The organism is Vibrio renipiscarius, from assembly GCF_000827885.1.
Classification (GTDB): Bacteria; Pseudomonadota; Gammaproteobacteria; order Enterobacterales; family Vibrionaceae; genus Vibrio; species Vibrio renipiscarius.
In genome coordinates, this window is the sequence record NZ_JTKH01000003.1 from 135,215 (window position 1) to 149,311 (window position 14,097).

The following is a 14,097-nucleotide window of genomic DNA, read 5'->3' on the forward strand; positions in this document are numbered from 1 at the left end:
ATGGTATTGACGGGTTACACTCTGTCGCTCGTTCAAGCCAGTTGGATGACAGTCCAATTGGCTTGTACTAGCCTTGTTGTTGGTCTTGTATTGGCCGTATTGTTTGCAAGTGGTGAGATGTCGCGTCATGCTGCGTTGAGATGGCCAACAACCGCCTTTGTTACCCTCATCCGTGGTTTACCTGAGTTGTTAGTGGTGCTGTTTATCTACTTTGGATCAACCCAAGTATTGTTCATCATCACGGGCGAATTTATTGAGATTAGCCCTTTCATTTCAGGCGTCATCGCGTTATCGCTTATTTTTTCTTCTTATGCTGCACAAACCATTCGTGGCGCATTAAAAGCGGTGAATCGCGGACAAAGAGAAGCCGCGCATGCCTTAGGCATGACTCGTTTCCATTCATTTTTTAGAATTGTATTACCACAAGCGGTCCGTCACGCATTACCTGGGCTGACCAACCAGTGGCTCGTGTTACTCAAAGACACCGCGTTGGTTTCACTGATTGGTGTGACGGATTTATTGAAACAAGCGCAGCTAACGTCAGCGTCTACTCATGAAGCTTTTACATGGTATGCCACCGCCGCCGCCATTTATTTAGTGATTACATTAATCACACAACATCTTGTGAAAAGACTAGACCGTAAGTTTGCAATTAAAGGCATGAGCAGTATTCAAGGAGCACAAGCATGAAAGCTGAATATCTGGAACAACTCTTTGAAGGCTTAATGACCAGCTTCCAACTGACCGTCTCATCCTTGCTTGTTGGGTGTATTTTATCGCTCTTAATGACCGTAACGCTGATCATGCGCACACCGATCATTCATTGGTTCAGCCGCGCATTGATTACGGTCTTTACCGGCACGCCCTTGCTGGTTCAAATATTCTTAGTTTATTACGGCCCAGGTCAGTTTGAATGGATTCGTGAAAGCATTCTGTGGGTTTGGCTAAGCCAACCTTGGTTCTGTGCAATGCTGGCATTGGCACTCAATACGGCCGCTTATAGTGCGCAATTGTTTAAAGGGGCGTTTAATACGATTCCTGAAGGCCAATGGCAAGCCTGTCGTGCACTAGGAATGAGCAAAGCCGCCAGTTTAAGAGTCTTGCTCCCTTACGCGTTGCGTCGCGCGGTTCCGGCTTATTCAAATGAAGTCATTCTGGTTTTTAAAGGGACATCACTGGCGAGCACGATTACCATCATGGATTTGATGGGTTATGCGCAACGTATCAATGCACAAACCTACGACACATTAACCGTATTTGGCATCGCTGGCGCGTTCTACTTAGTAGTGAACGGCTTGCTTACCCTGCTTTTCCGTCAACTAGAGAAAAAAGCACTGGCATTTGAAGCTGCGTAATTTGAGTTATGAATCTGCCTTACGCATTTGACTCGCATTCGCGGGGGCATTCATTGGCTCTGCACCCCCCACAAAAAAGGGCGATAAATCATAATTTATCGCCCTTTCCTCATTATAAGTCTTTAAATCCAGCGCCTGACACGTTGCTTATAGTCCAAATACTCTGGGCCAAAATTATTTTCTAACGCTTTCTCTTCAGGCCGAATCTGAAAACGATTTAAGTACATAACAAAACCGTAAGGCAACAATAGGCACAGCATGTTCTGCTGCCAATAACCCAAACCGACCAATAGAATCATTAGCGCTAAATACATTGGATTACGCGTATAAGCAAAAATGCCACTGTCCACCACCGTACTCGCGGCCTCGACGTTGATTGGATTGACCGTCGTTTTCGCTTTACGAAACTCATACACGCCCGCCAACCCAATCACACCAGAAAGCCCTACCGCAGCAACCGCGACAAATAGATTTAGCGGAAACTCGAAACGAAAAACCACCCAAACTTTATCGATAACCGTCATGAGAATGACAAAGATGACAAAGAGTGCCACTGGGGGTATTTTTCTTTCTAGCTTATCCATTAAATGATCTCTAATAGCGCCTGTAACGGGTGTTTCGTCTTCACATGTTCAAAACGTTTTACCTGGCTTCGGCAAGAGTAACCCGTCACCAAGCAACGTTCTTTAGGGAGCTCTTCCAAGCGAGGCTTCCAACTTAGCGCATAAATGTCTTTCGACATTTGCAGCTTGTCGACTTCATGACCAAAGGTACCTGCCATACCACAACAACCGACAGGAACTGTATTCAGTTTGGCACCAAAATGACTAAAAATCGCGCCCCATTCTTTTTCCGCATTCGGCAGTTTGGTTTTTTCTGTGCAATGCGCCAACAAATACCATGGTTCATCTGTTGAGGCTTGCAACGAAAACTCGGCTAAGCGTGGCTCTAGCCATTCATGGACAGTTAAAACGTCAAACTCTCCGCGTTTATCACCAAGGATTTCGTTGTATTCATCGCGATAACAAAGCACCAGCGCAGGGTCAACGCCAACCATTGGGATAGCTAAATCAGCGACTTGCTCTAAGAACATAGCGGTGCTTTTCGCATTGCGCGCAAACTGCGCCAAAAAGCCCTTAATATGCTGCGCTTTACCGTTTGGTTTGAATGGCAATAACACCGGGGTTTTACCCAATTTAATCAGCAATTGAACAAAGTCCTCAACCACGTCGGCATCATAATAGCTCGTGAAAGGATCTTGAACGATCAATACATGATTGGCTTTTTCTTCACTCGACATGCCGGCTAACGCTTGCATATCAAACGCTTTAACGGCCGCCACACGTTTTTCCAAGGTCGGCACTGATAACAACGGTGCATCCACATACCCGACTGTCGCTGCGGTGAGATCTTGCACCCACTTCTGCTTTAACACACCATTGATGAGTGTCGGCGCCTTTGCCATCAGCGGCAACATGGTTTCAATATTCGCCACTAAATAGTCTTTTGCAGGGCGTTGATAGCGGCTGTAGTAAATGTTTAAAAAGCGCGAACGGAAGCTCGGTACATCCACTTTAATAGGACACTGACTCGCACACGCTTTACACGCTAAACACCCATTCATTGCTTCATAAACTTCATGAGAGAAGTCGTATTGATGACGCTTATTAAATGTGTGGCGCACACGATCAAGCAAGGTTTTTACACTCGCCGATTGCAGCGCTTGTTTTTCAAGATCGAGAATATCAACGCCTTGTTCTGTTAGCTGACGTAGCCATTCTCGTACCAATCCAGCCCGGCCTTTCGGTGAGTGTCTGCGATCGGCGGAAACCTTCATCGATGGGCACATTGGTGATGCGGTATCATAGTTAAAGCATAAGCCGTTACCGTTACACTCCATCGCCTGTTTAAAACTATCACGCACTTTGACATCGATTTGACGATCATAAAAACCGCGCTTCGTGTCAGACACTTTGACCAGAGCTTCTTGGCTTTCAAGCGGTGTACAAATTTTCCCAGGGTTCATTTTATTTTGGGGATCAAAGGCCGATTTTACACGGCGCAATTCCGTGAATAACGCTTCACCAAAAAATTCTGGCCCATATTCAGAACGGAATCCTTTGCCATGCTCTCCCCACATTAAGCCGCCGTATTTGGCCACCAGCTTCACCACTTCATCAGAAATCTCATGCATGAGTTTCTCCTGATGAGGGTCGCACATATCCAACGCAGGACGAACATGCAATACGCCCGCATCCACATGGCCAAACATGCCGTAGTTCAGTTGCTTTGCATCGAGCAACTGACGGAATTCATCGATAAAGTCGGCTAGGTTTTCAGGGGGAACACAGGTATCTTCAGCAAATGCGACGGGTTTAGCTCGGCCTTTCGCCGCGCCTAGCAAGCCCACCGCTTTTTTACGCATGTTGTAAATCTTGTTGATACTGGCAACATCATCCACGACTTGATAGCCAATAATGCCCGCCTCTTCGCTGATCAGCATCTCATCTAGGCGTGCGATTAACGTATCGAGTTGTTGTTGCACTTCATCACAATCTTGTCCGGCAAATTCCACCATGTTGATGCCTAACATGTCTCTATTAGGGACATCAGTGATCAAGTCACTCACGGTGTGCCAAACAATATCTTCTTTCGCGAGATTCAATACTTTTGAATCAATGGTTTCAACCGAGAGCGCGTGTGCGTCTACCATAAACGGAGCATTACGCAGTGCCGAATCAAAACTGTTGTATTTAACGTTGACCAAGCTACGAGCTTTAGGGATCTTAGTCAGGTTCAATTTCGCTTCAGTAATGAAGGCTAATGAGCCTTCCGCGCCACACAACACACGAGTTAAATCGAACTCGCCACTGTGCTCATCGATGGCATTTTTTAAATCGTAACCCGTAAGAAATCGGTTTAACGGCGGGAATTTAGCTAGGATTTGGTCTCGGTGTTGGCGGCAAATTTGTTCTGTTGCCTCCAACGCAATTGCCGCATAACTCTGTGGTTCTGGCTGGCCATGGGATAAATCCGTCTCCATCACCGAGCCGTCAGCAAACACCGCTTGCAGAGACAAAACATGATCCGATGTTTTACCGTATTTCAAGGAACCTTGACCCGAAGCATCCGTATTGATCATCCCGCCTAACGTGGCGCGGTTACTGGTGGAAAGGTCTGGCGAAAAAAAGTAACCATAAGAACGAATCGCGTCATTCAGTTGGTCTTTCACCACCCCAGTTTGTACACGCACCCAGCCTTCTTTTTCATTGATTTCAAGGACTTTATTCATATGGCGGGATAGATCCACCACCACACCTTGTGTCAATGACTGGCCATTGGTGCCCGTACCGCCCCCGCGTGGAGAAAATTTTACGCGCTCATAGACAGGCTTCACGCTGATTTGACCAATCAGTGCGACGTCTTCTGTTGATTTGGGATGAACAATCGCTTGTGGCAGCATTTGATAGACACTGTTGTCAGTGGCAACGGCTAAGCGGCTTGAGTATTGTGTTTCGATATCACCGGTAAATCCTGCTGATTTCAGTTCATCTAAAAAACTGAGCACAACATGATCAACATCGGGTTGAGAATGAAGTCTTGGTAACATTGCTTCCTGCCCCTACTACGCTGATCCATTCAGCATTGGGTTACTTTTATTTGTGTTGTGTCACTTTACAACATTTAAAAGCGTGATCAAATCAGAATTACAATGCCCCAATGCATTTTTTGTATCGACGAATCAAAGAGATTTGTCCCCTCTTTTTATCTTCTCGATGCTGGCTTACCCACCAAAACGTATTGCCTTTTTTGATCTCTGTCTTGCGCGCAAGGACGTACAACAAATCAAGTTCAAGCATGAGCGGATGGCGGCATCGCTTGCACCCTATCTATTTCATTGAACCTCTCCCCAATCCCCCGCCATTCATCTTTTTTTCCCTTACCTTTCGACCTTTACTCGCGCTCGATAGTTGCGAGCGACCGCAAGAACGCGTTAAAATAACCGACTTTGTTCATTTTACGAGTTTTGTCGCGATCTATGCATAAACAAAAAGCCTTAAAAAAGATTGCCAAGTGTCTAGAGCTTGGTAACTCTGCCAACGTCAATGAAGCTGCGAATGCGATCAGAATGGCGCATAGCCTTATGCTCAAGTATGGCTTGGATAAGGACGATATTGAGTTTATCAAGATGGGCAAAACGCAATCGACCCATCTATTGCCAGCCAACGTAAGCTCGACACTGCTGCGCGTCATTCGAGGTATCAATACCAAGTTTGGTGTCGAAGCCGTTCTACTAAACCACAAAGGTTTAAAGCGCGTCGAATTCATTGGTGAAGCCGATCGCGCTATTTTTGCCGCGTTTGCCTTTGATATTGTTTACCGTGAAATGAATGAACACACCGGAAAATTCCGCAACAGTTTCGCAGGAACAGGCACATCAAGCCTAGAAGTCACTCGCCGAGTGAACTCTTACCTATCTGGTTGGGTTGAGGGCGCATTAGAGAAGTTGCCTATCATTTCACCAGACGAAGAATCTGCCAATAAAATCGAAGATTATATCGATAAAGAATTTAAGAATATCGATCGTGAAACCTTCAAACAGCAATTGCGTGAAGCGATGAAAAACCTCACTGCTGACTATGAAGTAGGACTCAAAAAAGGGCGTACTTTATCGGTTAATCGCCCTATCGACGGCGCTCCTGAGCGTAAACTGCTGCGTTAATTTATGTAAAGCACACCTCATAAGTGGCGGCAAAACAAACAACTTCTTGCTGCCACGTTAATCTTATGTCAAATATCGTGCGTACATTTGACATAACGAACATCATAAGGTTAATTGCATCCCATTAATTTGTTGTATGAATACTTCACATGGAGATGCGATCTGTGAAAAAACTCACTTTAGCTTTAGCGCTGACTATTGCACTGACCGGCTGCCAAGCTACTCAACGTCAAAATGCCACCACGGGTGAGAGCGAAACGAACTCTGCCACTTCTGGCGCACTACTTGGTGCGATTGCGGGTGTTGCGATTGGCCTTGCGACAGGTGATGACGCGAAAGAACGTCGTAAAAATGCACTTATTGGCGCAGCAGGCGGCGCGGCAATTGGTGGTGGTGCGGGTTACTACTTTGACCAACAAGAAGCGGCGCTACGCAAGCAACTGCTGGATTCAGGTGTACAAGTTGAACGTATTGGTGAAAACCAACTGGTTTTACGCCTAGAAAACGGCATTGGCTTTGCTTCAAGTTCATACCAATTGGATCCAACCATTCACCGCACTCTCGCGGGCGTGGCGACCATATTGGTTGAATACCCAAACACCAGTTTAGTCGTGAATGGCTACACCGATAGCACGGGTAACGATCAAATGAACCAAACGCTTTCTGAGCGACGTGCAGAGTCTGTTCGTAGCTACCTTGTTCAACAAGGTGTTGCTCCGGGTCGTGCCATTGCTCGTGGCTATGGCGAACGCTTCCCGCTATGTTCAAATGACACCACGGCTGGCCGTGCGTGTAACCGCCGTGTAGAAATTCAGATCCTACCGCTGAAATAACGGTTATTCGCTTTGTTTACCATGCCAATGGGTTTATTCTCATCGGCATGGTTGTTCCTTTGAACGACCCTTCATGCATTTATTCTCAATCTAGTCATCCATTTAAGTGACTCTCGTTTTCGAGCTGCAATAGGACGCTCTCACAACATGCTAGTGCAAATTAAAAAATTAAAACCATTGTTCTACGTATTAGCTGGGTTTCTCTTCCTATTCGCCACTTCAGCGGCTCATGCACTCACCGAAAATGAGGCAACACAAATTCTACAACAGGCTGAACTGAATAACCCTCGGGCGCAATATCAGATAGCCCACGCCTATCAAGCAGGTGACAGCGTCACGCAATCAAATAAAGAAGCGATTTACTGGCTTAGACAAGCAGCAAGTAACCGCTATAAACCTGCGCAGCGCGAGTTAATACAGCATTATCAGCAAGGTGATTTAACCGAACAGAATCTAAATGAAGCGCTTTTTTGGCTCACCAAATTGGCGATGTCTGGCGACGATCAAGCTCAATTTGAATTAGGTCAATTCTACGAACTGCAAGCGAAACACACTGAGCCGTTGATGCAGGCAAAATTATGGTATCAAATCGCCGCTCAAACCAACCCGAAAGCAGAAACGGCATTAACCGGCCTGCTAGAACAAGAATTTAACGACCAGCGGGCGAAGCAATTGGCCGCAATGTCGGATTTGAATGACAGCGACAACGCATCGCTGGATGATGACAAGGCCATCACAAACCCCATGCCATCGTGGTTATACGTTTTGCTCTTTTTGGTCATCATCATCGTTACTGCGATGGCGCTGTTTTGGCGTCGTAAACAGCAAGCACGTGACTCTTTGCCGCCCGCGGCCTCAACCAGCACGCCGAATCAGGCCGATAGTGATCTTCGCCAGAAAATAGCACGACAAGACCAAGCGTTACGTAAACAAAAACAGCAGTTAGAGCAACTCTTGAGTCAGCTAAAAGCGCAGCAAGCGGCAAGCCTCCGCACTCAAGCGAAAACAGAACCTCAGTTGCACCCGTTACACTTGGCACGATCAATGTTTGGCTATGGCGATGAACGTCTACCCGATGAAAAACAGATTAAACAGCGCTACAAGCAGCTGTGTAAAATTTATCATCCGGACAAACAAGGCAGCCATGAAGAAATGATGAGACTCAATAGCGCGCTAAGTATCATCCTCAAGCATGTTAATAAGTAGTTACATATATTATTCAATGCTCTAGGACGACCACTCAATCACTGTGTATAAGGGATTCGCAAACGATCTCGCTCTCAGTTGACGTAACAAATAGTTAACCGGTAATAACTCTTTGTGTCATAATAAGCGCCGAAAATAACCCGTAGTGATAAGGGTGGAGCCAATTATGTACACTATTGAAGGCATTTGTGACTGGTGCAAAAAGCCAAGCTTACTCGCTAAACATGAATATATTGACGGTTTATGCCATTACTCTTGTGAAGAGTGTTTCGACTTGGCCGCTTTGGATGTACGTCAGTTTAACCTTGCTGAATTACAGCAAAGAGAACGTCAAAATCAATTACGCTAAATCGCGACAGAAAAGCATTCGTTACCCACAAAAATGAGTAACCGCAACGCTTGTGATCAAACCTGAGAAACCACCTTCTGAAAAGGTGGTTTTTTATTGCCCGTCGATACACAACGCGTTATCGCGATGTCAATCAGTGCTTTTTTAATTCGTCGGTGCTCCCGTTTGATTTTCCGGTTGGGCGGCAATGAACGCTGGGTGTTGCATAAGTGTTTGATACACTCGATTGAGCGTTGGGTATTTGGTCATGTCCACACCGACCCTCAGTGCGTTATACACTTGCGGGGCTAAACAGACATCCACTAGCGTGACATCCGCCCCGACACAAAACTTACCTGCGAGTGGCTTTAGTTTTTCATCCAAACTCTCAAAACCTTCCATAATCCAATACTTCAACCACTTCTGTTTATCGCATTCTTTCACTTTCATTTGATGAGTCAGAAATTGCTGCACACGCAAGTTGTTGAGCGGATGAATATCCACGGCGATGTCTTGCGCTAAACTGCGAATGAGATAACGCTGCTCACCTGTTATCGGCACCAATAATGGCTGAGGATAATGCTCATCTAAGTAGTCAAGAATCACCATTGATTGATTGATCCGAAGCCCGCCATCGACCAGCACTGGAACCAATTCTGTAGGATTGAGCGCATGGAAATAGTCCGAGTGTTGCTCGCCTCCCTTTTCAATTAAATTGATCTCAATCGATTGATAAGAAATATTTTTTAAACTGAGTGCAATACGCACTCGATACGTTGCCGACGATCGCCAGTATCCATAGAGTTGCATTATTCACTCACTATTTTTTGTTCAATGGCACCAAATACACTGTTTCCTTGAGAATCCAACATCTCTATTTTGATCCGGTCACCAAACTGCATAAATGACGTCGAGGGTGAGCCATCACGAATGGTTTCAATCATTCTCATCTCTGCAATGCAGGAATACCCGACGCCCCCCTCTTCAATCGAGGTTCCATAGTCCGTGCCTTGTTTGTTGGAGACCGTACCAGAACCAATGATGGTCCCCGCGCCCAACGCTCTTGATTTTGCTGCATGGCTGATCAGTTGATAGAAGTTAAACGTCATATCTAAGCCCGCATTCGGGCAGCCAAAGAGGGTATCGTTATAATAGCTGCGCATGGGTAAATGCACCTTGCCATCACGCCAAGATTCACCGAGCTCATCGGGTGTGATCGCCACCGGGGAAAAAGCAGACGAAGGCTTAGACTGATAAAATCCAAACCCCTTCGCCAGTTCGGTTGGGATTAAGGCTCTCAACGACACATCATTAACCAACATCAACAGTCGAATCGCCTCTTTACTCTGTTCTAAACTGCACCCCATTGGGACATCATCAGTCACAATGGCCACTTCCGCCTCGAAATCAATGCCCCATTCTTGGGTAGGAAAAACAATATTGTCGCACGGACCAATAAAGGTATCTGATCCACCTTGATACATCAGTGGATCATGCCAAAAGCTGTCCGGGATTTCTGCGCCGCGCGCTCGACGAACCAACTCAACATGATTGACGTAGGCACTACCATCGGCCCAATGGTAAGCCCGCGGAAATGGCGACTCACAATCATAAGGGTCAAAGACTATGGCATCTAACTCGCCCAGATTTAATGCTTCATAAATGCCTTGTAGCGCCGCGGCCTTATCGTGCCAATGATCGAGCAATTGTTGCATGGTGCAAGCAATATGAGGAACGGCAATGCATTGGGTCATTGCGCGATTCACCACCACTAACTGGCCATCTCGCGACCCATTTTTTAATGTTGCTAGCTTCATTGTGAATCACTCCCTTTCTTGTTTAACGTTCCGTTTGTCTGTCTTAGTGCCCAAAGCGGTGTTTCTACTTGTTGAGGCGCAAGCAAGTGACTCAGTCCAGTGAGCCAATACCGCGAATCAAGCTAGTCTTCCGATTCACGCCAACTGTAGACATAATCGGGTAATTCAACCGATTGTGCCGCGGGCGAAAAGGTCAGTGCATGTCGCGTATCAATCATTACGGCCACTTCATCCGTATGCTTTTTCGTTTGTTTTTGACCATTTGCAAAGGCTTTAGGGTGCGGGCCATGCGTCAATCCTGCCGGATGAAATGTCATCATGCCGGCTTCAATATTGTCACGGCTAAAGAAATCGCCTTCGTGATAAAATAACACTTCATCATAATCATCATTATTGTGATAAAACGGCACTTTCAATGCCCCAGGATCACTTTCCATCGGACGAGGCACAAAAGTACACACCACAAAACCATCACCAACAAAGGTGGTGTGTGCAGACGGAGGAAGATGGTATCGATGCGACATGAGCGGTCGGATATCGCGCCAATTAAGCCGAACAACCGACAAATCGCCATGCCAACCAATCGCATCTAATGGATTAAAGGGATAAGTAATGGTGTTAATTTGATCGTGACGTTTGACGGAGACCTGCGTGGTGGACTCACTATACTGGGCTTTGAATGCGTCATCGATTTTGGGAACATCAAGCACCGCGGGATCAAAGACAGCGTGCTGCCCAACGATGCCTTTCTCGGGTAATCCGAATCCAGAGTCCGTGCACTCAATCATCAAAATAAACATTGCTTCATTGGGTTCTAAACGCCAATTCGTTGACCGAGGGATCAAAACATAGTCGCCCATCACCACGCTTAAATGGCCATAATCGCAATACAATTCAGCGGAGCCTTGGTGGATAAAAAGTAACTCATCGCCATCCGCATTGCGCGCGAGAGAAGGCATGGATTGATTGAGCTTCCAAACGCGTATTTTGCACTGTTGATTATGCAAAACTGGCAGTACATGCCATGGTGAGACTTGTTGGCTTGCCTCAATATGATTGAGATTAAACGCACGAGGTTTGAAATCCCCTTGCCATTCCCGCCAATTGGTGGGGGGATGTTGATGATGAAAATGACTGGCGGGGCCAAAAAAGCCACTGCGCCCAGCTTCTCTTTCATAGATTGCTTGCTGAGGAAAATCCGCATGCGCTTGTCGCGAACACGTACCTTCTCGGTGCGGATAGGTAATCCCTTTACGCATCCTTTAATACCCCTCGTTGAATTTGATCCTCTTCGATGGATTCAAACAACGCTTTGAAGTTCCCTTCGCCAAAACCTTGATTGCCTTTACGTTGTATGATTTCAAAAAAGACCGGACCAATGACTGTTTGGGTAAATATTTGCAATAAAATCCCTTCATCCATTGGCGCGCCATCAATCAAAATACTTAACTGTTTCAGTTCATCGAGATCTTCTTGGTGTCCCTCAACACGCTCGTTAACCTTCCGATAATAGCTCTCTGGCGTCACCATAAATTGCACACCTCGCGAGCGAAGTAAGCGGACCGTTGCAAATATATCCTCGGTACTCAGCGCAATATGTTGGATACCTTCGCCGTTATACTCACGGATAAATTCCTCAATTTGCGATTTATCATCCGAAGACTCATTGATAGGAATTCGAATTTTGCCACACGGGGCGGTCATCGCCCGGCTCACTAACCCCGTTAGTTTCCCCTCTATATCAAAATAGCGTATCTCACGGAAATTGCCGATTCGCTCATAAAATCCGGACCATAGATCCATATGCCCTTGCTTTACATTGTGCGTAAGGTGGTCCACTTCAAACAAACCAACGTTGTGCGTTTGGCAGCGCTCATCCGCATCGGGATAGAAACAAAAATCAATGTCATAAATCGTATGATCGCCGTAACGATCGACAAAATAAATCAAGCTGCCGTCGATTCCGTTAATCGCCGGAATAGACAACTCCATGGGTCCAATTTCGTTTATGTAAGCCGTCGCGCCATTTTCTAAAGCATACGCCATCGCTTTAGCGCAATCTTCAACCCGAAATGCCATCCCACACACGGAAGGACCGTGCCGCTCAGCACAAGCGTGCGCTTGACTGTTTGGTTGACCATTTACGATAAAATGAATATCACCTTGGCGGAATAACCATGCCGCTTTCGATCGGTGCTTCGCCACTTCAGCGAACCCAAGCGAAATAAACAACGCTTTGAGCTTTTCAATACCTTGGGTGTCGGCCGCTGTGTATTCAACAAACTCGAAGCCATCAGTCCCTAACGGATTGTATTTCTTGTCCATTTGTCACCCCACTCTCGTTCGTCGATGGACGCTTTATCATTCGGTTAACTTTGGATGATCACGACAAACAAGGGCAACTATTCAAAAAATTTTACGAAGCATAATCCGTCATTTTTGCTGTACGTTTGAATTAACACCCCCTCTCGACATTACAACTTATTGATTTATTGTTCATTACTCATCAAATGACGTAACACCACTTTTACAAGCTGTAATTGTTGCACTTAGACACAGTGAAAGTTTGATTTATATCAGGGTATGACCTCCTGCTTCGGGGCTATGTTATCTGCCTCTGTCCCCCGAATAAGATATAAAAATGACGACAATTAATCGTGACCGTTTGGTCGAGCATTTCTGCCAATTAATCAAAATTGATAGTGAAAGTGGTTTTGAAAAAGAAATCGCTGAAACCCTAACCGAACAATTGGGCGAACTGGGTTTTACGGTCCACAAACTGCCAGTACCTGAGCAATACACCAATGGTTTTAACGTTTATGCGCGCTTAGAAGGCAAGCTAGAAGACAGCGTTGTTATGAGCTGCCATATGGATACCGTATCGCCAGGTAAAGGTATTGAGCCTGTAATTGAAGACGGCATCATCCGCTCGAAAGGCAATACCATTTTAGGTGGTGATGACAAATCAGGGATTGCCGCGATCATGGAAGCGGTACGTTGCATCCAAGCCGATAACCTTGAGCACAAGACCTTAGAAATCGCGTTTACCGTTCATGAAGAAGGCGGCCTACGCGGCTCTGAGCATTTCGATATGTCGTTTATCCAATCTGATAAAGCGATCGTTTTAGATACTGGCGGCCCGATTGGTAGCATTGTTAACGCTGCGCCTGGACAACAACGAATTGTTGCCAAAATCATTGGTCGCCCAGCTCACGCGGGTCTTGCACCAGAAGAAGGTATTAGTGCGATTAGCGTTGCAGCAGATGCCATCACGCAAATGAACCTATTGCGCATTGATTCTGAAACCACAGCAAACATCGGTATCGTTCAAGGTGGTCAGGCGACCAATATCGTCATGCCTGAATTGACCATTATCGCTGAAGCGCGTTCATTGAATAATGACAAATTAGCCAAACAAGTTTCTCATATGGTTGAGACTTTCCAAGCCGCAGCAGACAAACATGGTGCAGTGGTAGAAATTGAATCGACACGTTCTTATGATGGCTTTGTACTGCCTGACAATCATCCGCATATCGATCAAATCAAAGCGTCTTTCCGTGCGATTGGTGCAGACCCAATCACGAAAGCAACGGGCGGTGGCAGCGATGCCAACAATTTCAACAAACTCGGTCTTGCGACAGTGAACATTTCTACTGGCATGGCAAAAGTGCACACAACTGAAGAATTTATCGCCATTGATGACATGGTGAAAGTAACTGAATTTGTTCAGCACTACCTAACACACTAAGTGTTGTTCCCGGAAAATAACCCCTATTTTCCGGGATTTTTTTACTGCCGAGTGATCGCCTACCAAAGATCGTGCGCGAACGAGTTT

Annotated in this window: 13 protein-coding genes; 7 read left to right on the forward strand and 6 right to left on the reverse strand. The window is 46.0% G+C overall.

The annotated features are described in order from the left end of the window. Nucleotides 1-690: an arginine ABC transporter permease ArtQ gene (artQ, locus tag OJ16_RS00905; RefSeq protein WP_040986478.1), complete on the forward strand. Its 690-nt coding sequence runs from the start codon at nucleotides 1-3 to the stop codon at nucleotides 688-690. After that, nucleotides 687-1,355, forward strand: coding sequence for an arginine ABC transporter permease ArtM (gene artM / locus OJ16_RS00910; RefSeq protein WP_040986480.1), 669 nt, complete (start codon nucleotides 687-689; stop codon nucleotides 1,353-1,355). The genes artQ and artM overlap by 4 nt, the downstream gene beginning before the upstream one ends. 122 nt (nucleotides 1,356-1,477) lie before the next feature. Here artM and OJ16_RS00915 read toward each other — a convergent pair whose 3' ends face one another. Both OJ16_RS00915 and ydiJ read right to left on the reverse strand, forming a co-directional pair. Beyond that, complete coding sequence (locus tag OJ16_RS00915) at nucleotides 1,478-1,939, reverse strand: methyltransferase family protein (protein ID WP_040986482.1); 462 nt, start codon at nucleotides 1,937-1,939, stop codon at nucleotides 1,478-1,480. Then, complete coding sequence (gene ydiJ / locus OJ16_RS00920) at nucleotides 1,939-4,965, reverse strand: D-2-hydroxyglutarate dehydrogenase YdiJ (protein WP_040986484.1); 3,027 nt, start codon at nucleotides 4,963-4,965, stop codon at nucleotides 1,939-1,941. Before ydiJ ends, OJ16_RS00915 begins: the two co-directional genes overlap by 1 nt. 429 nt (nucleotides 4,966-5,394) lie before the next feature. Here ydiJ and OJ16_RS00925 point away from each other — a divergent pair, with 429 nt between their 5' ends. From OJ16_RS00925 to OJ16_RS00940, 4 genes are all read left to right on the forward strand, one after another. Next, nucleotides 5,395-6,078, forward strand: a complete 684-nt coding sequence (locus tag OJ16_RS00925) for a DUF2786 domain-containing protein (RefSeq protein ID WP_040986486.1) — start codon at nucleotides 5,395-5,397, stop codon at nucleotides 6,076-6,078. 164 nt (nucleotides 6,079-6,242) lie between these two features. Further along, nucleotides 6,243-6,911, forward strand: coding sequence for an OmpA family protein (locus OJ16_RS00930; RefSeq protein ID WP_040987072.1), 669 nt, complete (start codon nucleotides 6,243-6,245; stop codon nucleotides 6,909-6,911). 147 nt (nucleotides 6,912-7,058) lie between these two features. Beyond that, nucleotides 7,059-8,117: a tetratricopeptide repeat protein gene (locus OJ16_RS00935; RefSeq protein ID WP_082030198.1), complete on the forward strand. Its 1,059-nt coding sequence runs from the start codon at nucleotides 7,059-7,061 to the stop codon at nucleotides 8,115-8,117. A gap of 166 nt (nucleotides 8,118-8,283) precedes the next feature. Then, the gene (locus OJ16_RS00940) at nucleotides 8,284-8,466 is read left to right on the forward strand and encodes a hypothetical protein (protein WP_040986488.1); all 183 of its coding nucleotides are present in this window, start codon (nucleotides 8,284-8,286) and stop codon (nucleotides 8,464-8,466) included. 144 nt (nucleotides 8,467-8,610) lie between these two features. Here the strand turns inward: OJ16_RS00940 and maiA are convergent, their stop codons facing one another. The 4 genes from maiA to hppD form a co-directional block, all read right to left on the reverse strand. Beyond that, nucleotides 8,611-9,255 (reverse strand): maleylacetoacetate isomerase, encoded by a 645-nt coding sequence (gene maiA / locus OJ16_RS00945; protein ID WP_040986490.1) that lies wholly within the window; start codon nucleotides 9,253-9,255, stop codon nucleotides 8,611-8,613. After that, the gene (locus tag OJ16_RS00950; protein ID WP_040986492.1) at nucleotides 9,255-10,262 is read right to left on the reverse strand and encodes a fumarylacetoacetate hydrolase family protein; all 1,008 of its coding nucleotides are present in this window, start codon (nucleotides 10,260-10,262) and stop codon (nucleotides 9,255-9,257) included. The genes maiA and OJ16_RS00950 overlap by 1 nt, the downstream gene beginning before the upstream one ends. A gap of 122 nt (nucleotides 10,263-10,384) precedes the next feature. After that, entirely contained in the window at nucleotides 10,385-11,521 is a 1,137-nt protein-coding gene (locus tag OJ16_RS00955; protein WP_040986494.1) for a homogentisate 1,2-dioxygenase, read from the reverse strand. Then, the gene (gene hppD, locus OJ16_RS00960) at nucleotides 11,514-12,587 is read right to left on the reverse strand and encodes a 4-hydroxyphenylpyruvate dioxygenase (protein WP_040986496.1); all 1,074 of its coding nucleotides are present in this window, start codon (nucleotides 12,585-12,587) and stop codon (nucleotides 11,514-11,516) included. Before hppD ends, OJ16_RS00955 begins: the two co-directional genes overlap by 8 nt. A 316-nt stretch (nucleotides 12,588-12,903) precedes the next feature. Here hppD and OJ16_RS00965 point away from each other — a divergent pair, with 316 nt between their 5' ends. Continuing rightward, nucleotides 12,904-14,010: a M20/M25/M40 family metallo-hydrolase gene (locus OJ16_RS00965; protein ID WP_040986498.1), complete on the forward strand. Its 1,107-nt coding sequence runs from the start codon at nucleotides 12,904-12,906 to the stop codon at nucleotides 14,008-14,010. The last annotated feature ends 87 nt before the right edge of the window (nucleotides 14,011-14,097 follow it).